Here is a 24436-nt window from a genome sequence, read left to right as displayed (position 1 = left end):
ACTTTAGTCGGCATCCTGTGTCCATATTCGGACTGGCTACGCGGCATCCTCAACGGATACACGCTTTTCCCGGTTTAACGCCTGTAGAGCAGAAACATCAACGATCAGAGCAACGCTGCCGTCACCCAGAATTGTCGCGGCAGAAATACCCGGCACTTTGCGATAGTTACTTTCCAGATTTTTCACCACCACCTGATGCTGGCCAATCAACTGATCGACCAACAACGCATAACGACGGCCTGCACTTTGCAGAATCACCACAATGCCCTGAGTGGCTTCAGTTTTAGCATTAGCAACGTCAAAGACCCGGTATAACTCAACCAAAGGAAGATACTCACCGCGCACCTGCAATACGCGCTCGCCCCCCGCCAACGGATGTAAATCCTCCGCCTGAGGTTGCAAAGATTCCATCACCGCATTCAATGGCAGAATGAAGACTTCATCATTCACTTTGACCGACATACCGTCCAGAATCGCCAGCGTTAGCGGCAGCAGGATACGAATAGAAGTGCCCTTCCCTGCCTGGAAACTGACCTGCACATGGCCGCCCATTTCCTGAATATTTCGTTTCACCACGTCCATGCCCACGCCGCGGCCGGAAACATCCGTTACCTGCTCAGCGGTGGAAAAGCCCGGTGCAAAAATCAACATGCCGACGTCTTCATCGCTCATGTGTTCATTCACCGCCATGCCCTGTGACATCGCTTTAGCCAGAATTTTTTGACGATTCAGACCGGCACCGTCATCGATCACTTCAATACAGATATTGCCGCCCTGATGCTCTGCCGACAGCGTCAAATTGCCGACCGGGGATTTACCCGCTGCGATACGGGTTTCAGGATCTTCAACGCCGTGATCCAGGCTGTTACGCACCAAATGCGTCAACGGATCGATGATGCGTTCGATCAGGCTCTTGTCCAGCTCGGTAGAACTGCCCAATAACGTCAGTTCTACTTGCTTATTCAGCTTGCTAGCCAGATCGCGAACTAAACGTGGGAAGCGGCTGAATACATATTCCATCGGCATCATACGAATCGACATAACCGACTCTTGCAAATCCCGGGCGTTACGCTCCAACTGCCCCATACTGTTAAGCAGATCGCCGTGCGCTACCGGATCCAGAGTACTGGAACGCTGAGCCAACATTGATTGGGTGATCACTAATTCACCCACCAGATTGATCAATTGGTCAACCTTCTCAACCGCCACGCGAATACTGGTTGATTCGCTGGCTTTTGGCCGCGGTTTAGCTGGCTCAGCGCCGGTAGCCGGAGCAGGTTTTACCGCTTCCGCTACCGGTGCCGCTGTAGCAGGTGCCGCTTCCACTGCTGGCGCGCTTGCCGCAGGTGCATTTGCCGCGGGTATAACCGCGTCCGCTCCTGCCGGTGCTTCTACAAAACTGATTTGTTCCGGCTCCAAAACGAAGCACAGTACGGCACAAATATCGTCTTCACTCACTGAAGTTATCAGCGTCGCTTCTAGGCTATTTTCACCCTGATGGGTGTCTTTCACGTCACCCAGATTGCCCAGTTCCTCCAGCATCAGCGGGATTTCCTGTGGCTTCAGGCCAGACAGGCAAATACGCATTCCACCCTGAACCAGAGCCGGGGTCGCCGTGGTTTTAGCCTCGCTGGCCGCCGCAGGTGCGTTAGCCGCAGCCGCCGGTTCTAATGCTTCAAGTGCCAGTTGGCGCAATGCCTGACAGATATATTCAAAGCTATCCCGATTGGGTTCTTGGGAGGTTTTATAGGCGTCCAACTGTTCTTGCATGATGTCTTTTGTTTCCAAAAACAGGTTGATGATGTCAGTGCTCAGGCGCATTTCATTGCGTCTGGCACCATCCAACAAGTTTTCCAGCAGATGGGTTGTTTCTTGTAACACGGTAAAGCCGAAGGTTGCGGCCCCGCCCTTGATTGAATGCGCTGCACGAAAAATCGCATTGAGCTGTTCATTATCAGGCGCTAATGGGTCCAGCAATAACAGGTGCTGTTCCATGTCTGCCAGCAGTTCGTCTGCTTCATCAAAGAATGTTTGATAAAACGCGGTAATATCCATGCTCACGTTGTCACCTCTACTGTGCGTCGCGGCTTGTCGGAGAGACAGGTACTTGAGATTCAGGTGCAGCTGGCAACGATGTTGTTGGCCCAGTGGCGACTGAGGTAGCCGTCTCCGTATTCGGTTGTGGTGGCTCTGCTGCCGGCGGCGGAGTGACATCCGCGGCGACCGGCGGTGTCACTACCGGTGCGTCGGGTGCTGCCACTGAATTCCCCACTACCGGCGACTCAGCGACCGGCGCAGACTGTGTTGTTACCGCAGAAACAGCTGGCTCGACGGCCAGTGCGGTCTGCGGTGCAACCGTTGCAGTGGACTCCGTTCCTGCGACAGGTTGTGCACCAGATTCGAGCTGTTTCAAACCTTCAGCTTTCTCAATATCCAGCGCTTTGTTATCCAGATTCTCGTGTTCAATGCTTTGCTGCGTTTGTTTGTTCAACACCAAAATACTGATGCGTCGGTTCACTGGATCAGTGGCTCTCTGCTCTTTTAACCCCATGGTTGACGCCATGCCCACCACCCGCAGCACCTTCCCTTCCGCCAACCCGCCGGTCAGCAATTCGCGCCGTGAAGCATTAGCACGATCGGCAGAGAGCTCCCAGTTACTATAGCCACGTTCACCGCTGGCATAAGGTAAATCATCAGTATGGCCTGACAGACTGATTTTATTCGGAATATCATTCAAAATTGGCGCAATCGCCCGCAGAATATCGCGCATGTACGGTTCAACCTGCGCGCTGCCCATCTGGAACATAGGCCGATTTTGACTATCAATAATCTGAATGCGTAAACCTTCATCCATCATGTTAATCAGTAGGTGTGGACGTAGCGCTTTCAGGCGAGGATCGGACTCAATCAGTTCGTCCAGTTTCTCCCGCAGTTTATTCAACCGATTTTCTTCCTGCCGAGCTTCAGCCGATTTACTTTCTTTCCTCACTTCGCCCTGTTGTTGGGTGGGATCGTCGCCACCGCCAGGTATCGGACTGGTACTGGAACTGCTTTTATCGCCGCTGGTTAAAGCCACTTTCAACGGCGTACGGAAATATTCTGCAATCTGCGTCAGCTCTTGAGGGCTGGAAACCGACAGCAACCACATCACCAAAAAGAAAGCCATCATCGCTGTCATAAAGTCAGCATAAGCAATCTTCCATGAGCCGCCGTGATGGCCTCCCCCATGTTTGCCTTTACGCCTCTTAACCAGAATAACGGGGTGATTCTGATGCTTCATGCGTCCTCTTCTGTCGCTTGAGGTGCAGGAGCTTTCACTCTACGCACATGTTCTTCGAGCTCGATAAATGACGGGCGCTCTGTGGTGTAAAGGGTTTTGCGGCCAAACTCTACGGCGATTTGCGGCGCATAGCCGTTCAGACTGGAAAGCAACGTCACCTTGATGCACTGCATCATTTTGGTAGTTTCAGCACTTTGCTGACGCAATAGGGTTGCCAGCGGAGAAACAAAACCGTAAGCCAGTAAAATACCGAGGAAAGTCCCAACCATTGCATGAGCAATTAACGCGCCAAGTTCAGCCGCAGGTCTGTCGGCAGAAGCCAGGGCATGAACAACCCCCATCACCGCGGCCACAATACCGAAAGCGGGTAATGAATCGCCCACCATGGCCAGGCTACCTGCGGGGACTTCGCTTTCCTGTTCGAAGGTCTCTATTTCTTCTTCCATCAGCGCTTCAATTTCGAAGGCATTCATATTTCCGCTGACTATTAAACGCAAATAGTCGGTAATAAACTCGACTAATATTTTATCGGCGAGAATACGAGGATAATTAGAGAAAATTTCACTTTGCTGGGGATCTTCAATATCATTTTCGAGTGACAACATTCCCTGCTGACGCGATTTAGCTAATAACCGATACAACAATGCCATTAAATCCATATATAGCACTTTGTTATATTTAGATCTGCGCAATAGCTTCGGCATTGCGCGCAATGTGGCTTTTATCGCTTTACCGTTGTTACCAACAATAAATGCCCCAATACCGGCACCAGCGATAATTAAAAATTCCGACGGCTGATAGAGCGCACCAAGGTGCCCCCCTACCATCATGTAGCCACCGAGTACCGCACCTAGTACCACGATATAACCCAAAATAACTAACACGTGACATCCTTAGCAAAGTGTGTGGGTGGAAGGTGAGGTGTCTTGCGGAGTTTAAGATCCATCGAAAGTCGCTAGTATCAGACAAACCAAGTATCCATACCGGGCCTGCCTGACAAAAATCTAACAATCAAATCTCACTTAAACTGCGCGTCTAACCTGCTCATCCAGCAGTTGTGTAGTTATATCGGCAGGTTGCGGAGAAAGTTTACGTTTTTTTACTGCGCGGGAAGGTGGCTGGCAAAGACTACAGACAAAACTGTTACGCGGTTGATGGGCGTGGGTGATAAAAGTCCCCCCACAGCAGCTGCAGCCAGAAAGCTGCAACATGCCGCTATCAACGAATCTCACTAAGGTCCAGGCACGGGTCAAAGCCAGTAACGGCGGCTCTTCCACACGATCCGGACACTGTTCCAAATAGAGCCGATAAGCTTTAATAACCGCTTCAACACCGGTACATTGCCCACTTTTCAGTAAGAAACTGTAGGCGTTATAAAACATCGATGAATGAATATTTTGTTCCCAGGTCATGAACCAATCTGTCGAGAATGGCAACATTCCCTTCGGCGGCGGACTCCCCCGGAGCTCTTTGTAAAGTTTAATCAGACGGCCACGGCTGAGCTGAGTTTCACTTTCGAGCATTTGCAAACGCGCACCTAAGGTAATCAGCTCCATTGCGAGATGAATATCCTTGGCTTCCTGAACAATACTTTTCTCAACCATCGTCATGCTCTTTTTTTAGACGCACTACCGTCTTTCAACGATAACTCATGCAGTAAGTGGCTTGACAATAAAATCCCAGTATGGATTTGCTGCAAATCATCCACGCGAGATTCTTTCGTCAGATGATGAATAGTGTTGTGATCGTTAAAGCGAAAATGGCAAACTAATTGATTCGTTTCGGCCAATTTAACCATTTGAGGCAACGTTAATTGAGATAATGCGTCGGCCATAGTATCCGTAATACCTAAACGAAACATGGCAGATGCTTTTTCATCATTAATTAAACGCTGTGCTAAAAGCAAATATGACAAATTAATATCATAAATATGTTTGAGTAATTCAGACGTACTCATCTTATTATACATCCCGACAGATTATGTTTTAAAACATAAGTTGGGTGAAGGTGTTTATCACCCATGACCTGGGATCCTTCCCGTTATACCGTTTATTAAAACGTATAGAACTAAAAGTAATTAAAAGACTACTGGTATCACAGAAAAAAAAACCATTTCGTTACGTAATCTCATGTCAGACGCTTGGGCTACAGTATTTTTCGACCGTTCTATTATTGCGTCACGTTCATGAAACTTTTCTTACAAATATTAGGAATATTCCTAAAGAGGGCCAACTCTACTCCCGAATCGTCGGCACATACAACGTGGGTAGTGATTTATTTTAAATGTAATGTGACACGAGTCACAAAAATAAAATATAATTTTCTTAAATATGGTGTAGCTAGCTTATTTTTTAATCAATTTGGCGCTTAAAAAACAAGCTCAAGTCAGAAACCATCTTAAAATCCAATCATATAAGCCTAATTCTTAGCTTTTTTAGATCAATTCGAACAAAAACATCACCAAACCAAAATAACGGAGCAAAAATCTGCCATGAGGCGGAAATCCTAGAATTAATCGCTATTAAGTAAATTAAATGTTCGGCAAAACTATAAGTAACCTTAGTAAACTATATTTTTAGCCGAGTAATCGTGGCATTTAAAAACTTTTAGCTGCCATTTGGTAAGCGTTCAAATATTAACCAGCCATCAATAATCGGTTAAAAAGGCGCAAAACAGGTCATGAAAGCCACAACGGACGTAACAAAATATTTCAATTTGTGTCATCGTTCTACTGTGCTCGGAGATAATGCATTAAATGTGGTACATACCCGTACTTTTTGCAAAGGTATAATCCTGTTTTGGGTGAAATTCATACAGCAAACCCGTTTATCGGGTCACGTTATATACGATTGACGCTATTTTATGCTATGAATTTAACAAAAAGATTAACTGTGAAGCAGATCCCATCCTCAAGCCTGCCTATCCCCTACTCTTTAGCTATGATGTTGTTTAGTGGAGAGAATAATGAAATATCAAAATGTACTGGTTGCTGTTTCACTTTCGCCGGACAGTCAGCAGCTAGTCGACAAGGCTGTTTCAATTGTTCGTCCACATAACGGTAAAATTTCTTTGGTCACGCTAACCACCGAACCGGAAATGTATAATAATTTTGCAGCGCCGATGCTGGGCGATCTGCGTAATCTGTTACAGGAAGAAGCCCACTTATTTATGGCCGAGTTACAGGCCAACGCCAATTATCCCATTGCTGAAATGGCCGTTCTCCACGGCGAATTAGCGGATAGCCTGACTTACGTCAGTCATAAACGGCAAATAGATTTGGTTATTTGTGGCCATCATCACGCCAGCATGATGAATAAAATCTACTGCTCAGCTACTCGATTAATCAACGCCAGCCGCGTTGATGTCCTTATCGTTCCGCTATAACCCCTTCGTCGCAGCACGCCTCACTGAGGCATTTTGCGCAATATCCATTATTCTTTTTGCAGCACCTAACGAGGTTTGCGCAAGCCAAACCTCATTCAGACCTGTAAGACGAGCAAGGAACTCAACATGCCTCAAGATAAAATCCATAACCGTCGTATTGTGCTAGCTTCCAGACCGAAAGGCGCACCGACAGCGGATAATTTTCGCTTAGAGATCAAAGATATTCCTCAACCGGCGGCAGGAGAGATTTTGCTAAGAACCCGCTATTTATCTCTTGATCCTTATATGCGTGGTCGCATGAGCGATGCTCCATCTTATGCCCCTCCGGTTGCCGTTGACGACGTGATGGTCGGCGGCACGGTTTCCCGGGTTGAAGCCTCACAACATCCGGATTTTAAAGTCGGTGATTGGGTATTGTCCGCTAACGGATGGCAGGATTACGCGGTTTCTGACGGCCGCAATGTGAAAAACCTTGGCCCATCACTGTCTCATCCTTCTCGCTCACTAGGTGTTTTGGGCATGCCTGGATTTACCGCCTATATGGGATTACTGGATATAGGACAGCCAAAAGAAGGTGAAACACTGGTCGTTGCCGCCGCCAGCGGCGCGGTAGGTTCGGTTGTTGGACAAATCGGGAAAATTAAAGGGTGCCGTGTAGTTGGCATTGCCGGTGGCGCAGAAAAATGTCGCTATGTGGTAGAAGAACTGGGATTTGACGTCTGTATTGACCATCAAGCCACTGATTTTCCTCAGCAATTGTCTAAGGCCTGCTCTGACGGTATAGATATTTACTACGAAAACGTCGGCGGTGCCGTATTCGATGCGGTCTTACCTCTGCTAAACACCCGCGCACGTATTCCTGTTTGCGGAATGATTTCACAATATAACGCCACCGCATTACCTGACGGTCCGGATCGCCTACCGTTATTGCAAGGTCTGATTTTACGTAAACGCATCAGAATGCAGGGGTTCATCATTTTTGATGATTATTCTCATCACTACGGTGAATTTATCAAACAGATGAACGACTGGCTCGAACAGGGCAAGATCAAATTCCGCGAAGATTTAGTTGATGGATTGGAGAATGCGCCACAGGCCTTTATGGGTCTGCTGCAAGGTAAGAACTTTGGTAAGTTGGTTATTCGCGTAAGTAACGAATAAACAATAAAGCCGGGGCCAGAAGGCCCCGGTGAATAGGTGAATAGGTGAATAGGTGAATAGGTGTACGACGCCGTTTAATCAGAATCTTTAATTTACAGCCACTCTCCAAAACGACGGATATAGAATCGCTTCATTAATTGCGCAACCACGCAATAACTAACCAACGTACCGGCTAACCACGGGAAATATTGCCACGGCAGCGGCTGCAGGCCGACCAGCGCGCCAAGAGGTGAGAACGGAATATAAATACCAATCGCCATAACCAATCCGGTCATCAATAAAACGGGTAGCGCAGCGGTACTTTGGATAAACGGAATTTTTTGCGTGCGCAACATATGCACAACCAATGTTTGCGATAGCAGCCCCTCAATAAACCAGCCAGACTGGAATAACGCCTGATGCTCTACGCTATTAGCGGCAAAGACAAACCACATTAATGCGTAGGTAGTAATATCAAAAATAGACGAGGTTGGACCAATCCATAGCATAAAGCGGCCAATGTTTTTCGCATCCCACTTACGCGGTTTGCGCAAAAATTCTTTATCCATTTTATCCCAAGGCAACGAGAGCTGGGAAATATCGTACATCAGATTTTGCAGCAGCAAATGAATTGCCAGCATCGGCAAAAATGGAATAAAAGCGCTAGCAACCAACACGGAAAACACATTGCCAAAGTTGGAACTGGCGGTCATGTTTAGGTATTTGATGATATTACCAAAGGTTTCGCGCCCTTTGATTACCCCCTCCTCCAGCACCATCAGATTTTTCTCTAGCAAAATGATATCAGCGGATTCTTTCGCTATATCTGTTGCGGTATCAACCGATATTCCCACGTCGGCGTCGCGCAACGCCGGCGCATCATTAATACCATCGCCGAGGAAACCGACCGTATGCCCGTTGGCCTGCAACATTTTCAATACGCGAGATTTTTGTAATGGCGTTAGTTTGGTGAATACCGTGCGCAGCTCTACCTCACGCGCCAGCGTTTCGTCATCCATCAACTCAATATCGCTGCCACCGAGTGGTTCTCCCGGCTCCAAACCAACATCACGACAAATTTTGCTGGTGATAATCGGGTTATCGCCGGTTAAAACTTTTATCGCTACGCCATTTTCACGCAGTGCCGCAATGGCCGCCGCCGCACTTTCCTTTGGCGGATCGAGGAATGTCAACACCCCTTCGACAATCAGCGCTTTTTCATCGTGAATACTGAGAGGAACATCGCTGACCTGCGATCCCATATCCCGAGTTGCTAGCAGCAGAACCCGGAAACCATCCTGATTGTATTGGCTGGCTAGAGTCAGCAATGCCTGCCGACGGGTATCATTCATCGGCAAAATCTGATCGCCATCGCGAATATGGCTACAGATTTGGAGCATTTCTTCCACCGCACCTTTGCAGATCAACTGCTGCCGCTGATCCTTATCTTTCACCACAATGGACAAGCGGCGACGCACAAAATCGAAAGGTAATTCATCGACTTTATTGTAACTACGTAAAGGATCGATAACTGATTTACCGCGGCTAAAACTGATAACCGCCTGATCCATCAGATTCCGCATACCACTTTGATGATAGCTATTGAGCCAGGCCAATTGCAGGACACGGGTATCGTTACAGCCTTTCGCATCTAAATGATGCTCCAGAATGATACGATCCTGAGTCAATGTGCCGGTTTTATCCGTGCACAACACATCCATAGCACCGAAGTTTTGTATAGCATTTAATCGCTTAACCACCACTTTTCTTTTGGCCATGGCGATTGCGCCTTTTGCCAAGTTAGAGCTGACAATCATGGGTAACATTTCTGGCGTTAAACCCACGGCAACCGCTAACGCAAATAATGCCGCTTCCGTCCAATCACCTTTGGTAAAACCATTAATCAGTAAAACAATGGGAACCATAACCAGCATAAATCGGATCAACAACCAGCTAACGCTGTTGACGCCACGGTCAAATGCAGTTTGAGAACGCGATCCTACGATAGATTTCGCCAGCGAACCAAAATAGGTGTGTCCTGCGGTAGCCACGACTACCGCGGTCGCCGTTCCACTCGCCACATTGGTTCCCATCAAACAAACGTTAGATAATTCCAGCAGCTCGCTTTCGCTACAGGCCTCCGAGGTAGTTGATTTTTGGCTTACGCAGCTTAATGCATCGTATTTTTCGATAGGAATTGCTTCGCCAGTCAAAATTGCCTGACTGATAAACAGATCCCTTGAAGAAACCAATCTGAGATCGGCAGGAACCATATCTCCGGCAGACAAATAAATAATATCCCCCGGAACCAATTCTTTAATCGACACCTCCCTTTTAACCGGCTGCACGCTGTGTTTTTCACGACGCATTACCGTTGCGGTAGTTCTTACCATCGATTTCAAGGCTTCCGCTGCTTTATTGGTCCGGTATTCTTGCCAGAATCGCAAAAATCCGCTCAGCAGTACCATAATCACAATAATACTTACGCCGGTAAGATCGGTTTCTTCCCCTTGTTTCATCGGCAGCCAGTAATCAGTGAAGAAACTGATCGCCGCCAGTACCATTAGGACAAAAATAAACGGATTATTAAAAGCAGCAACCAGCTGTATCAACGCATGCGGCGCTTTATCGTGAGCAACTTCGTTTGCGCCATATTGCTCAAGGCGCTCCAGCGCATCCTCTTCGGTTAAACCATTTAAATTGGCATTCAATTTGGATAAGGTTAAATCCAGACTATTTTTGGCCTCTTGTGCAACGACAAAAGGTTTGTTTTTTTCACGGCGATAATTTTCCGCTTGCCCTGTTTTCATTAACTTGGTCATAACGCATCTCTTTTTATTTCATACTCATCACGCAAGGTTTATCCTCCCAATTATTTTGAGAATAAACTGACGTCGAGATTTATTTATTGCGTTGCCAACCAGATTAATTTAGATCGAAATTAACAACGCTCAATTAATTTAACTCCGGGGTGCTCGTCCATAACGACTCCTTACTACCACTTGGGTGAGAATGGTTTATTATTTATGGTTAATAGTTTTGCCAGAAAACAGTAAATTTTCACATGGGCAATTCTGACGCTACTCGCCAATGAACCGCACTGACGCTTCGTTCCAAACTGACGCGACAAACAATACCTTCTATTTCTTTTTGTGCCGCTGGCGTTGCCATTATTTCGGCACACACTTCTAATTGACCTGGACGAGAAATATCTGAACTACATAAAGATTGCAAACGAAGTGCCATTCCATTTAATGCCTGCAATATTAGCGTTCTCACCAATATTTCATCTTCAGTACCACAGGTTACCTGAATGCGATAACGAACTTCCAGATCGAGGGCCTGTCTTTGGGGCTGTAGATTAATTCGATGAGCAGCTTCGCGTAGTAATATATTAGCGCTCAAAATAATCGCGGTCGCGCATACCGCATGCCATTCAAGCCCCAGTCCACACAGAACGCCCACCGCAGCGGAACACCATAGCGTCGCAGCCGTGTTCAACCCGCGAATATTCATGCCGTCGCGCATAATAACCCCGGCCCCCAAAAAACCGATCCCAGAAACAATTTGTGCGGCAATTCGCCCAGGACTATCCGGAGATGTTACGGCAGAACTAAGAACAAATATCGCAGCACCTGTCGCTACCAAAGCATAAGTGCGTAATCCCGCCATACGCTGACGCCATTGACGCTCTGCGCCAATTAATGCGCCCAAAGTCGTAGCGAGTAATATATTTAAGACAAACGGAGTCAATGACATGATTCTATCCATATTATTAATGGAAGAGTAATCATGTGCTATTTAGCACACAGGTAATTGTGCTAAGAGAATACTCAGCAATTAACTGAACTTAAAACCAGGAGGAAATAGAGAGTGACCGTTGAATACCATAATAAAATCCAAATAAACTCACTCGATGAAAAAGACCATCGATTATTTATAATTTACCAGGGTATGCACAGTTCAGAATAAAACTTGAGGGTGCTGCCCGCCATGTTCGGCAAGCAACAAATCAGTAGGAGATGAGTCAGCTTGCCTTGCTTATTTGACTACAACTTTGGGTGTCCATTAATTCTCTCCACTGAAATTTTGCATGATTATAGATTCAGGGAATAAGTATGTAAAGCGTGGTTTATTCAACAAATCATAAACGACAATTATTCATTAGGAAATATAATTAAATACTTCATTTACGTTGATAATTAAGTGTATTTCTCTCAAAAAAGGAAGATATTCTTATCATTGAGTTTATTACTCAAGAAAAAAATAATCTTCTGGCGTTCAATTAAGCCGATGTATGAGTTTCCGTAATGCACAGCACGCCTGATTTTCGCTATCCGGGCAGTGAACTAAGATGTCTTTAGTTCACTGGGCGCAAGCTTACTCGTTTCAGCTACTTCTTAATCTAACTCTGAGAGATTAACAAACGTCCAAGTCCTGAATCAGATATTGCATCACTCGCATATCGTATTCTTCGAAAAGATAATTGTGATTATCCCAACCGAACCCTGTAATTCAATCTGCATGAAAATTTCAGTCAGGTCATCAGGTCATCTGGATTTTAGATCTGATGTTCCCTTACTCAAGCATAATCTCATCGCCACCAGCCGTTTTTTCATTCACAGGGTGCTATTGCATCAGCTACCGAACTTTGCACAGACCACTCAACCAGAATGAGAGGAAGATGAAAAACAGCATATTACCACTATGCTACGTTAAGCCAATTCAGTTTTGCTGATAAATCCCTTGATAAATTTGCAGCTTTATCGGCCTTATAGGTTCTATTCTTTAGTTTTATGAACGTATTTAATCAGTTTTGCGATCTCTGTCGCATATATAACCCTAAGCATTTCGGGGCAATGGCCGATAGGTTTTAAAAGTACTCTATGCAGTTTATGTAGTTAATTACCAATGTGAATAAAGTTCTGTCCGGTTACTACCTCTCCCTTCGATCGCCTTTAAGACGGAAATAATAATGAATAGTGGAAGTACACAGCAATTAATAGATACAGCTACGCCTTCGCAGGCAAAAGTCATGTTTATTAATAATATCCGCCTGGTTACTCTGTTTGTGGCAATTTTGGTTGGCATACTGGCATTGTTTGCCGTGGCCATTGGCACATCTAGCTACTTCTTAAAGCAAAGTAATCAGTCTCTTGAGCACGCAACTAAAGAAGTGGACATTCGCCTGGGGTTATCCAACAGCTCAGATTATCTCCGAGCGGCCCGCTTAATATTGATTCAGGCCGCTTCTGCCGCACGCATTGGCGACACGGAAAGTTATCAATCCAGTTTAAAAGCGGCGGAAAATCGTCTGGCTGATTCGCAAAAGATGTTTGATCGTTACTTCAATCGCCCAGGTAAAGATAAAAATGAGTTAGCTTTGGATATACCGCTTAAGAAAGCCTACGAACAATATCGCAGCGAAGGGATGATGCCGATGTTGGATGCCTCACAACAGGGGCACTTTGAGGAAGTTATTTCTCTCGAAGCGGAAAAGCTGAAACAGTTAGATATGGCCTATAGCGAACCTTTACTCGCTGCGATTAATTACCGTGCAGAGCAAGCCGATCTGATAAATCAATCGGCTAAACAAGAAACACGGTTAGGTTATATATTAATGGGCGGAGCCTTCATTTTCACCGTACTTCTGACTTTAGTGACTTTTTTAGTCATTAGTAAAGTGATTATTAAGCCCATGAATGTGCTGGTCACCCGCATCCAACGGATTGCGGATGGCGATCTAACTCAACCGACTATTCCATTCGGCAAAAACGAAATTGGTGTTCTAGGCAGCAATATCCAGCAGATGCAGGAATCATTATCCAGAACCGTTGAATCCGTCAGAAATAGCGCAGATTCTATCTATCAAGGGACCAGTGAAATAGCGTCTGGAAATACTGACCTATCGGCGCGGACAGAGCAACAGGCCGCATCTCTGGAACAAACTGCCGCCAGTATGGAACAGCTAACCGCCACGGTAAAACAAAACTCTGAAAACGCTCATCATGCCAGCCAACTGGCAGCCAATGCCTCCAGCAAAGCTCGTGAAGGTGGCGATATTGTCAGCGATGTCGTGAGCACGATGGATAAAATATCTCTTAGCTCAATGAAAATTGCAGATATCACCAACGTTATCAATAGCATAGCATTCCAAACTAATATTCTGGCGCTAAACGCGGCGGTCGAAGCAGCCCGAGCAGGGGAGCAAGGACGTGGATTTGCAGTTGTCGCCAGTGAAGTTCGTCACTTGGCTCAACGTAGTGCGGACGCGGCCAAAGAAATCGAATCTCTGATTGAGGCTTCCGTTGATCTGGTCGGCGACGGTTCGATTTTGGTTTCTGATGCAGGAAAAGCGATGAAAGAGATCGTAACTGCGGTCACTCATGTTACGGATATTATGGGTGAAATTGCCTCTGCTTCCGATGAACAAAGTCGGGGCATTAGTCAGGTAGCTCAGGCAGTTTCTGAAATGGATAATGTCACGCAGCAAAATGCCTCTTTAGTGCAGGAAGCGTCAGCGGCGGCGGCATCACTAGAGCAGCAGGCATCAATGCTGACTCACGCAGTGGCTGTTTTCCAATTAAATAGCAAAGGTAAAAATACGGGTGTACAGCCCACAGGTAACGCAAAAGCAAACAATAATTTCAATGCTAAAAAGCCAGAACTGGATACGGAAAACTGGGAAACATTTTAAGCGAGTTACTCATGCCGATTACTGAATGTTCAATGCGTTAGCAGATAGCAGGCTAAAATTGATGTAAAAAACCGGAGACAGGGAATCCCCATCTCCGGTTTCTTGTCTATAGGCTTAATCAATTCAACGTGGTTCCACGAAAGTCCCGTCTTTGCTATCAATTTCGTTAAAGAACCAAACTCCATCGGGATAATCCTTCAGTGAAACCAGATACATAACGCCCTCACTGAATTCCTCAACCTCAAGAACCACGCCTTCACGTCTCGGGCCGCCGTCGGTTTTAACTGTCACCAGATCGTTAACTTTCATAGTCTTACCCTATATTTAACCAATGCAGCTAGTGTAGTACATAATAGAGTGAGAATGATAAGGTTTACGCATACCATAGTGGCATCCAACAGCAATTACCAATAGGTAGTATTTTAAATAAGGATGCACTGGCTGGTAGCTTTCGAGGATCGATTATCTGGAGGAAGAACGGAACGTGTAGGTTAGGTCATAGCATATTACAGATAACAAAAAACCCGCCTGAGCGGGTTTTTTCAATTAATCAGCGAGAGGCCGATTAGATTGCAGTTACGTTTGCTGCAGACGGACCTTTAGCACCGTTCTCGATAGAGAACTGTACGTTCTGGCCTTCAGCCAGGGTCTTGAAGCCTTGATCTTGGATTGCAGAGAAGTGTACGAACACGTCTTTGCTGCCGTCAGCTGGAGTGATGAAACCGAAGCCTTTAGACTCGTTGAACCACTTTACTTGACCTTTCATCATGTTAGACATGTTTATTTCCTTAATTAAAAAATTTTTGCCACCATGGGCGTGTTATAGCCGGTTATCAGTCGTTACTTATGGAGGCACTATGAAGGAAATTCGTCAGTGAAGAGCTATCAACGATAACGCTTTAAATATGAACTACTTTACTCAAGATGTCGTGCATAAATAGGTCTGTACCACAGGCCGAGACGCATTAACTCATGATGGGCTTTTAATAGCAACTCTTTTTATTACAGGAACCGAATATTGTGATTCACATGCCTAAAATTAAGGCAAAGAAGCCGTTTTTTATTCACTTTCCCCAGCCATAGCCTGCTGCGCACACCATTTCATTCAATACTGCCACGTCTTATTACGCGGCATTGGCCCAAATGCTTTTCACTCTAACTCACGTTTTTAGCTATCAACGCAATGACTTAAATCAGCTTAACTATAAAATTGTGTTAAATCTGCGAGTTTCAGCCCCTACGCCAATTTCGTTGCGTATAATTTTCTAAATGAGTTTTCTCTATAAAGCTCAGTGACCCGACAAAATAAAACCTGGCTTCTGGCTTCTGGCTTCTGGCTTCTGGCTTCTGGCTTCTGGCTTCTGGCTTCTGGCTTCTGGCAGGCGATTTTAACCTTTTACTGCTTCCATAAAAAATTCATGCCACAATTTTGCTATTATGTTCAGCAAGTTCTGTTGCTGAGAAACTGTTTATGAAAACCAAATCCGTAACGCTCGATGATGTCGCACATTACGCGGGTGTATCCTATCAGACCGTTTCTCGCGTATTAAATCAGGCTCCGAATGTCTCAGACAAAACCAGAGCTAAAATAGAACAGGCAATGATAGCACTGCACTATGTACCAAATCGCGTTGCCCAACAGCTAGCAGGAAAGAACAGCTGTACGCTTGGGTTAGTCACAACCAATTTATCTTTACATGCGCCATCGCAGATTGCCTCAGCAATAAAGATAAAAGCCCGCCAATTAGGTTTTAGCGTTGTCATCGCCATGATTGACCATTTTGACGAGCAGGCCTGCCAGCGCGCTGTGAATGAACTCCTGGCTCAGCGGGTTGAGGGGATATTAATCAATGCGCCATTAACTCAGCAGCAAAGTGCAGAAATAACCCATCAATGCACCAAAGTTCCCGTTATATTTCTGGATGTTGATCCGCAATCAACGGCTCATAGCGTCGTTTTTGACCCGTTTCAGGGCGCCAGACAAGGTGCTGAACATTTATTGGCGTTAGGACATCAGAAGATAGTTCTGATCGCAGGCCCTAAAGACACAATTTCTTCCCAACTACGCTATCAAGGCTGGTTAACCACGTTAGCCCTGAGCGGCTTAAAGCCTCAGAAAGTGTTCTACGGAGATTGGAGTGCACACAGTGGCTATCTTTGCGCAAAATCCCTTTTACAAAGCGGCACCTCTTTTACCGCTATTTTGGTTGCCAGCGACCAAATGGCTTTGGGGGTTTTACGCGCCCTTCAGGAACAAGGTCTTAGCATCCCAAAAGATGTTTCTATCGTTGGATACGACGACACCGACGATAGTGCCTATTTTCATCCCCCTTTAACGACCGTCAGACAAGATTTTCGTCAGCTAGGCGAGAAAAGCCTGCAACAACTGGTCGCGCGACTTCGCACTAACCATGACACCCAGCCAAACGCTCTGCTTTTAAGCCCCGAACTTGTGCTTCGTCAAACGACCGCACCAGTAAATAACGTTCCAATCATGTCGCGAGCGACACCACAAGAGCTTGCGGAACAATTGGTACAAATAGCGAATCGTCTGGGCACCTTGTAGCTCGAAATAAACATTACGTGTTACTCGCTCACATATCATCAGCGATAAATCAATTTATCGAGCCTTCTCGGAAAAAAATTCACGATTTTTTGCATAACCTAAAATAAATGCGATCTCACTCGCTTATTCATTTTTTACCCATTTACAAGCGATTATTTCCCCTTCAAGGTAAGCAAAACAATAAATGTGAGCGCATAACATTTATTGTGGCTATATAGGGGATTGAGTGTCGTCTATCCGCTGAATGCGAGCTCCGATAATCAAACGGTAAAAGAAGGCTGAAAATGAATGCAGAGATGATAAGACAAGGTCATCGTGAGAAATCACTGGTAAATATATTGTCTCGACGTGACTGGGAGAATCCTGGTATCACTCAATATAATCGACTGGATGCTCATCCCCCCTTTCGCAGCTGGCGTGATGTTACTCAGGCTCGTAATGATACCGATTCGCCAAGTCTGCATTCTTTAAATGGATATTGGCATTTCAGTTATTTTGATCGCCCCGAAGCCATTCCCAGTAATTGGATTACTCAGGACTTACCTGAATCAACTCTTTTACCTGTACCTTCAAATTGGCAGTTATTTGGTTTTGACACGCCTATTTATACTAACGTCCAATATCCGATACCTGTTAATCCACCCCATGTACCTGATTTGAATCCCACCGGCTGTTATTCAACGGAATTCATACTTAATCCCTGCTGGCCAGCATCCGGTCAAACCCGCATCATTTTCGACGGTGTCAACTCAGCGTTTCACCTGTGGTGCAACGGCAACTGGGTTGGATATTCGCAAGACAGCCGCCTGCCTGCTGAATTCGATATTAGTCCCTATCTTCAAGCCGGAACTAACCGTATTGCCGTGCTGGTATTGCGCTGGAGTGATGGCAGCTATCTTGAGGATCAGGATATGTGGCGTATGAGCGGAATTTTCCGCGATGTAACGTTGCTGCATAAACCCGATATCCATCTGTCTGATATCCAAGTTAAGACGCTACTGGCACCGGATTTCCGCTCCGCAGAACTCTCAGTATTGGCGGCGATCAATGCGCCTCTATTGCAACCTCATATTGCCGACAATTATTTGATAGAGGCTCAGCTTTGGCTGAATGATGTTCTGATTGGGCAGCAAGTACAGAGTATGGGGAGCAAAACAGTTGATGAGAGAGGTAACTATCCAGAACGTGTCGAATTGATACTACCGGTGGATTCGCCCCACTTATGGAGCGCTGAACAACCCACACTTTATCGCGTTGTTGTTGCTCTCAAGTCTTTGGATCAAGAAATCATCGAGGCGGAAGCTTATGACATAGGTTTTAGGAAAATCGAAATTGATAAAGGACTCCTCAAGCTAAACGGCAAACCCTTACTTATCCGCGGAGTCAATCGCCATGAGCATCATCCGCTGACAGGCCACACAATAGATGAAGCCTCTATGCGTCAGGATATTCAGTTAATGAAACAGCATAATTTCAATGCCGTTCGCTGCTCTCATTACCCAAATCACCCGCGGTGGTATCGTTTATGCGACCAACTGGGCCTTTATGTGGTCGATGAAGCTAATATTGAAACTCACGGGATGCAGCCGATGAGCCGATTGGCTGACGATCCACGCTGGTTCAATGCATTCAGTGAACGCGTCACTCGAATGGTACAACGAGACCGTAACCATACCTGCATTATCATCTGGTCCCTTGGTAATGAATCAGGTCATGGCGCAACTCACGATGCCCTGTATCGCTGGATCAAAACCAACGATCCAACCCGTCCTGTTCAATATGAAGGTGGCGGAGCCAATACTGCTGCTACTGATATTCTCTGTCCGATGTATGCCAGAGTGGATCAAGACCAACCTTTTGATACCGTGCCTAAGTGGTCGATAAAAAAATGGATTGGCCTACCTGAAGAGTCCCGGCCATTAATCCTGTGTGAATATGCACATGCAATGGGGAATAGTTTTGGTGGCTTTGATCGTTACTGGCAGGCCTTCCGGCAGCATCCACGCTTACAAGGGGGATTCGTTTGGGATTGGGTTGATCAAAGCCTGGCTCGCCATGATGAAAACGGGAAAGCCTACTGGGCCTACGGTGGCGATTTCGGTGATACTCCTAACGACCGCCAATTTTGTATAAACGGATTGCTTTTCCCTGATAGAACACCCCATCCTAGCCTTTATGAAGCACAGCGAGCACAGCAGTTCTTTCAATTTAGGCTTGTCAGCACCACCCCACTCACAGTGGAAGTAACCAGTGAATTTCTATTCCGCCATACTGACAATGAACATTTATACTGGCGACTAGAACTGGATGGCGAAATAATTCAACATGGAAATATTCCTATTGATATCGCCCCTGAGCGAAACCAAAAGCTACACTTAGATTTATTACCAGCGACCCTAAAGTTACAAGGCGAATTGTGGCTACACGTTGAGATTAGACAACCAACCGCTACCCAGTGGTCTAAAGAAGACCACAAGTCAGCGTGGCACCAATGGAAATTACCTACCACTCTACCTTCATTGACCCAAGCATCAACCACCGCATCGAAGCAAAATATCTCCCTGATTGGACATCCTCAACTTGCATCTAATGAGCAATATTGGATTGTTGAAAATAATCATCAGCGTTGGTTATTCGACCGACAAAGTGGTTTATTAGAACAGTGGTTAATTAATGAAAAACCGCTTTTACTTACTCCGCTTCAGGATCAGTTTATTCGCGCTCCTTTAGATAATGATATTGGTATCAGCGAAGCGACGCGGATTGATCCAAATGCCTGGGTTGAGCGCTGGAAACAGGCCGGAATGTATCAACTTGATCGCCGTTGTATCTCAATACATGCCAGCGCAGTGTCTAATGGCGTATTGATAACCGCAGAATATGAGTATACCGCCTCTCAAGGAAGTTTATTAAAAAGCCGCTGGGTCTATCATTTTAATGACCGAAATCAGATGAAAATTGAAGTCAATGTGACACGGGCCTCAGGCTCCCCCCCTCCAGCCCGGATAGGCATGAGGTGCCAATTGAATCTGGTCGAATCACAAGTCAGATGGCTTGGGTTGGGTCCACATGAAAATTATCCCGATCGCCAACTATCTGCGACTTTCAGCCATTGGACTTTGCCTCTTGAATCGCTTCACACTCCCTATACGTTCCCTAGTGAGAATGGCCTGCGTTGTAACACCCGCAGCTTAAGCTATGGCAATTTACAACTAACAGGTAGCTTCCATTTCGGGATTAGTCGCTACGGCTTGCAACAATTGATGGAAACATCTCATCAACATCTGCTGAAACATGAAAAAGGGACTTGGTTAAACATTGATGGTTACCACATGGGCGTTGGTGGGGACGATTCTTGGAGTCCCAGTGTCAATAATGATTTCCTACTTAATGCGGAAAACTATCATTACCAAGTCTGCTGGCAGTTCAACTAATTAAGGAACTTAAACCGGCTTTTTTATGGCGCAAGGTTTAGGATTAATACCTATATAACGGTCGATGGGTTTACCCATACAATCAAAATGATCCGAAGTATCTCTTAGTCCTGAAGTCATTAATTTTTAGCACTTTTATGCGCCCAACCTATTGGGCGCCTTTTTTATTTATTTCTTTCTATCGTACCTTACTTTCCGTATCTGACTTGCACTCTACGAGTGGATTATTGTCACAATGAGGCTAATATGGTCAGCACTCAGAGGGTTTTATTAAACTATTAACCTTTTCTGTGAATCAGAACTCATTGGCTACTCAATGAATTCGCCACAACTAAAGAGGAATGATATGTCTTCAATAACCTCCGATAATCGCATGGTTGCGATAGAAATAACCCAATTTGGTCCACCTTCCGTCTTAATGGCAGGGAAACGCCCTATCCCTACTCCAGATGAAGGGCAAATTTTAGTCAAAGTTGCGGCTGCTGGCGTTAACCGGCCCGATGTTCTGCAACGTCGCGGCCATTATGCCCCGCCACCGGGCGCATCAGACATTCCGGGGTTAGAAATTTCAGGTGAAGTTGTAGCCTTGGGACAAAAAACAACTCGGTTCAAGATAGGCGACAAAGTTTGTGGCCTGATCGCAGGCGGTGGTTATGCTGAATATTGTGTGATACACGAAACAAACGCCCTCCCGGTTCCGAAAGGTTTATCAATGGTTGAGGCTGCGGCGTTACCCGAAACCTTTTTCACCGTCTGGACTAATTTATTTCAACGTGGCGGCTTAAAAGCAGGCGAAACCGTGCTGATACACGGTGGTTCCTCAGGCATTGGTACAACCTCAACCATGCTAAGCAAAGCGTTTGGCGCAGCAAAAATAATTGTCACCGTCGGATCGGAAGATAAGCGAGAAGCTTGCCTGGAACTGGGCGCTGATGTGGCGATTAACTACCACACTCAGGATTTTGTGGCTGAAACAAAATTAGCCACTGAAGGCAAAGGTGCCGACGTTATTGTCGATCTCATCGCTGGTGACTATGTAGCACGCAATTATGAAGCCGCTGCGATGAATGGCAGAATTGTACAAATAGGTACGCAAAATGGTCCAGCTAAAGATCTGAACTTGATGCCGATGCTATTAAAACGCCTGACACATACTGGCTCGACGCTACGTTCACGAACCGTGGCAGAAAAAGCATTAATTGCAGAAGAGTTACAACTAAAAATTTGGCCATTGATAGAGAAAGGGCAGCTAAAACCACAGATTTTTGCGACTTTCCCTATCAAGGAGGCCGCCGCCGCACACGAATTAATGGAAGCTAGCACTCATTTTGGTAAAATTGTGCTCACGTTCTAACGTCAAATAGTCACCTCGTGCTTGATAAAACAAGTAGAGTGTTCAATCTCATCAGGTTCTCTGCTCTACTGAGTTATAGCTCAGTAAAGCAGAGAATGATGTCGTCACCAGCAGGTGATAACAGTGTTCAAAAACTCACGAAACGCAGAAACCACCTATAACAGTTAGGACAGGTAATTCATCAAACTGATATACTTGAGGACGCATTTCTCGTGCTAATCTATAGCAATAGATAATAATCTCTATGCAACTCATCTGCAATTACAAGGTCATCGCGATGGATATAATAAAAGAAATACTCATTGAAGACATTGAGAAAATCAATAAAAAAGAAAACCGAAATGGTCGTCTTGACTTTAATATTGAGTTCATTCATAAACATCCATATTTGTGCTTGGCAATGCTGGTTTCATATTTTTTTGTTCTAATTCTGATGCTATTAACACCTTATTTTGGCACTTATTACGTTATTGGTTTTACTGCATTTTTTGTCATCATGTCAGCAATTTTATTGATGGAAATAAAGCCGATATTTAAATTTGAAGACATTGGTGTACTCGATCTCCGCGTTTGCTATAACGGCGAATGGTTTTTCAGCCGCGCTCTGTCTCCAGAAGCAGTGGCTAAATTACTTGAAAATAAAAATATCAATGATGACTTTAAAAATAAGATTAAACGCATCATAGAAAATAAAGGCGAAATCGATTTCTACGATGTTTACGATCTGGCCTACTCAAAAAAGCAAGTATCCCCGATTGCTGACTCGCGAATTGTGCCAGTCTAATCCGATGATGTGTACTTGATACAAAAAGCCTTGATTATCATGGCTTTTTGTATGTCAATTTTTTATTAGAGCCATCACCGTTCAGTTAACTGATTAATATTCAAATACATTGATTCAATTTTCTACGTTTCTTAGCTAGAGGAAGGTGATACACCGTCTATCGCTATCCCCTCTCCCCCCCTCTCTATAACGATCTAATCTAGGAGAATGATGCTTAGCTCATTAAGCATCATTGTTCTCATAATATTCAAAACAATAATCACCTAATGGGATACTCTGCATAAATGCCACTTCATTACTTACTCTGCCACTAACCGGAATCTTCTGTTTATTCGCAATTTGCCACAAAAGTGCAATTAATTATTAAAAAAAAGTTATATTATTTACCACTGACTAAAATAATCTAGGCCGGATATCTGATGAATTCTAACTCTATCGCCCCAGATCCGATGATTCTCACTCTCCCTTACCAACATTGGGGCAAGAATGAGCATGTCACTCCCGATGCAATCGAAGCCTTAGAACAGGGAAAAGTCCTTTTTTTACCGAATCTGGCTTTCCCTTTAAGCTCACAAGAGAAGCAATTACTGAATCCAGCGCTGGTCGATATAAAACGCAAAAACATCAGTTTCAAACCTCAGGAAGGTGTACTTACCGGTGTTACGGATGAAAGTAAAATCGAGTTAACTCGCCAGTTGCTTGAGCGCTATTATCAACACTGCGTTAGTCTATTAGGGCAATTATTACCTGAATATACCCATGCCCTACGCAGCCCAACTAACAGCCTGAGGCTTCATCCAGTCACCGCATGGCGGGACAAAACGTCTTGGCGAAAAGATGATAGCCGTTTACACGTTGATGCTTTCCCCTCAAGGCCTAATTACGGTGAGCGGATTATTCGTATTTTCACCAATATTAACCCCCATGGTGAAAATCGCTCCTGGCGAGTAGGTGAAGATTTCCAGCAGTTGGCGAGCCGTTATCTGCCAAAACTCGATCGCTACTCACCTATTAGCTGCTGGTTACAACATAAAGTTGGTATCACCAAACTCCGACGCAGCCATTACGACCATTTAATGTTGCAGCTACACGATAAAATGAAATCTGACGCAGATTATCAGCAAAATGGCCAACAAGTTGCGATCGAATTTCCGCCAGGTAGCAGTTGGATTTGTTTTTCAGATCAAACACCACATGCCGCAATGGGAGGCCAATATATGCTGGAACAGACCTTCCTATTACCGGTAAAAGGTATGAAACACCCAGAGCAGTCACCGTTAAAAATTCTTGAATCGCTCACTGGCCAACAATTGATCTAACTATTTCGCTTATCCAATCCGTTCAGCGCCATTAAGTGGAATGGCACGGTCTCTTCGAATATAAACCTATGGTGCCCTAACCGCCCTCAGTCTTGATTGACGAGGGCGTTTCTTTATATGAATTCCCACGTCACTGTTTGCTCTCTTCTCTTTGAGATTACGCCTACGAAGTCTAATGTGCTTCAACCGGCAGTGATATATCTATTCAGTGGAAAAATTTTTACGAAGAATGTCGTAGAAGGGATAGTCGCTCAATAGCCTGAAAAATTGCATGAAAAACGGCTCCTAGTCATAGGAGCCGTAATAGTACCGTAATTTATAGATCGATCTAAGGATCTTCAAACTTGGTCTCTCGCACAAGGCGGGTTTTCTTTTGACAATTCTTATCGGATAGAAAACAGGGGTTTCTAATCTGATAATTAGCCGTTATTGCCTGTCTTTACAGGGCAACAACATTGGCAGCCGAAGGTCCTTTCGC

The 24436-nt window shown here is 45.2% G+C and carries 17 protein-coding genes; 8 read left to right on the top strand and 9 right to left on the bottom strand.

The annotated features are described in order from the left end of the window. Positions 1 to 36: 36 nt before the first annotated feature. The 5 genes from cheA to flhD all read right to left on the bottom strand — a co-directional run bounded on the left by cheA (position 37) and on the right by flhD (position 5237). Positions 37 to 2055 (bottom strand): chemotaxis protein CheA, encoded by a 2019-nt coding sequence (cheA, locus tag AD970_RS06365; RefSeq protein ID WP_049597487.1) that lies wholly within the window; start codon positions 2053 to 2055, stop codon positions 37 to 39. A gap of 16 nt (positions 2056 to 2071) precedes the next feature. Then, positions 2072 to 3280: a flagellar motor protein MotB gene (motB, locus tag AD970_RS06360; protein ID WP_049597486.1), complete on the bottom strand. Its 1209-nt coding sequence runs from the start codon at positions 3278 to 3280 to the stop codon at positions 2072 to 2074. Further along, complete coding sequence (gene motA / locus AD970_RS06355) at positions 3277 to 4164, bottom strand: flagellar motor stator protein MotA (protein WP_049597485.1); 888 nt, start codon at positions 4162 to 4164, stop codon at positions 3277 to 3279. Before motA ends, motB begins: the two co-directional genes overlap by 4 nt. A gap of 138 nt (positions 4165 to 4302) precedes the next feature. Beyond that, positions 4303 to 4884, bottom strand: coding sequence for a flagellar transcriptional regulator FlhC (gene flhC, locus AD970_RS06350; RefSeq protein ID WP_049597484.1), 582 nt, complete (start codon positions 4882 to 4884; stop codon positions 4303 to 4305). Positions 4885 to 4886: 2 nt separating this feature from the next. After that, on the bottom strand, positions 4887 to 5237 hold the full coding sequence (flhD, locus tag AD970_RS06345; RefSeq protein ID WP_038242066.1) for a flagellar transcriptional regulator FlhD: 351 nt from the start codon (positions 5235 to 5237) through the stop codon (positions 4887 to 4889). A 1007-nt stretch (positions 5238 to 6244) separates the two neighbouring features. Here flhD and uspC point away from each other — a divergent pair. Together uspC and AD970_RS06335 are read left to right on the top strand one after the other, a co-directional pair. Beyond that, the gene (gene uspC, locus AD970_RS06340) at positions 6245 to 6664 is read left to right on the top strand and encodes a universal stress protein UspC (protein WP_049597483.1); all 420 of its coding nucleotides are present in this window, start codon (positions 6245 to 6247) and stop codon (positions 6662 to 6664) included. Positions 6665 to 6790: 126 nt separating this feature from the next. Next, a complete protein-coding gene (locus tag AD970_RS06335; protein WP_049597482.1) occupies positions 6791 to 7825 on the top strand; it encodes an NADP-dependent oxidoreductase in 1035 nt (344 codons plus the stop codon). A gap of 92 nt (positions 7826 to 7917) precedes the next feature. Here AD970_RS06335 and mgtA read toward each other — a convergent pair whose 3' ends face one another. Continuing rightward, a complete protein-coding gene (gene mgtA / locus AD970_RS06330; protein WP_049597481.1) occupies positions 7918 to 10626 on the bottom strand; it encodes a magnesium-translocating P-type ATPase in 2709 nt (902 codons plus the stop codon). 238 nt (positions 10627 to 10864) lie between these two features. Then, positions 10865 to 11563, bottom strand: a complete 699-nt coding sequence (locus AD970_RS06325) for an MgtC family protein (RefSeq protein WP_049597480.1) — start codon at positions 11561 to 11563, stop codon at positions 10865 to 10867. Positions 11564 to 12779: 1216 nt separating this feature from the next. Here AD970_RS06325 and AD970_RS06320 point away from each other — a divergent pair. After that, positions 12780 to 14501, top strand: coding sequence for a methyl-accepting chemotaxis protein (locus tag AD970_RS06320; protein WP_049597479.1), 1722 nt, complete (start codon positions 12780 to 12782; stop codon positions 14499 to 14501). 123 nt (positions 14502 to 14624) lie between these two features. Here AD970_RS06320 and dsrB read toward each other — a convergent pair whose 3' ends face one another. Both dsrB and cspE read right to left on the bottom strand, forming a co-directional pair. Continuing rightward, positions 14625 to 14810 (bottom strand): protein DsrB, encoded by a 186-nt coding sequence (gene dsrB, locus AD970_RS06315; RefSeq protein ID WP_049597478.1) that lies wholly within the window; start codon positions 14808 to 14810, stop codon positions 14625 to 14627. Positions 14811 to 15066: 256 nt separating this feature from the next. Further along, a complete protein-coding gene (gene cspE / locus AD970_RS06310) occupies positions 15067 to 15279 on the bottom strand; it encodes a transcription antiterminator/RNA stability regulator CspE (protein ID WP_002210893.1) in 213 nt (70 codons plus the stop codon). Between the two features lie 693 nt (positions 15280 to 15972). Between cspE and AD970_RS06300 the strand changes: the two genes are divergently transcribed. From AD970_RS06300 to AD970_RS06280, 5 genes are all read left to right on the top strand, one after another. Beyond that, positions 15973 to 17067: a LacI family DNA-binding transcriptional regulator gene (locus AD970_RS06300; protein WP_049597476.1), complete on the top strand. Its 1095-nt coding sequence runs from the start codon at positions 15973 to 15975 to the stop codon at positions 17065 to 17067. A 284-nt stretch (positions 17068 to 17351) separates the two neighbouring features. Further along, positions 17352 to 20501 (top strand): beta-galactosidase, encoded by a 3150-nt coding sequence (locus tag AD970_RS06295; protein WP_049597475.1) that lies wholly within the window; start codon positions 17352 to 17354, stop codon positions 20499 to 20501. A 346-nt stretch (positions 20502 to 20847) separates the two neighbouring features. Then, complete coding sequence (locus AD970_RS06290; RefSeq protein ID WP_049597474.1) at positions 20848 to 21855, top strand: NAD(P)H-quinone oxidoreductase; 1008 nt, start codon at positions 20848 to 20850, stop codon at positions 21853 to 21855. A 277-nt stretch (positions 21856 to 22132) separates the two neighbouring features. Further along, complete coding sequence (locus AD970_RS06285; RefSeq protein ID WP_049597473.1) at positions 22133 to 22639, top strand: YlaC family protein; 507 nt, start codon at positions 22133 to 22135, stop codon at positions 22637 to 22639. Positions 22640 to 23058: 419 nt separating this feature from the next. Further along, positions 23059 to 23958 (top strand): Kdo hydroxylase family protein, encoded by a 900-nt coding sequence (locus AD970_RS06280; RefSeq protein WP_209429064.1) that lies wholly within the window; start codon positions 23059 to 23061, stop codon positions 23956 to 23958. Positions 23959 to 24436: the final 478 nt, after the last annotated feature.

The organism is Yersinia nurmii (assembly GCF_001112925.1).
GTDB lineage: Bacteria > Pseudomonadota > Gammaproteobacteria > Enterobacterales > Enterobacteriaceae > Yersinia > Yersinia nurmii.
This window is presented reverse-complemented; position numbering and strand designations above follow the sequence as displayed.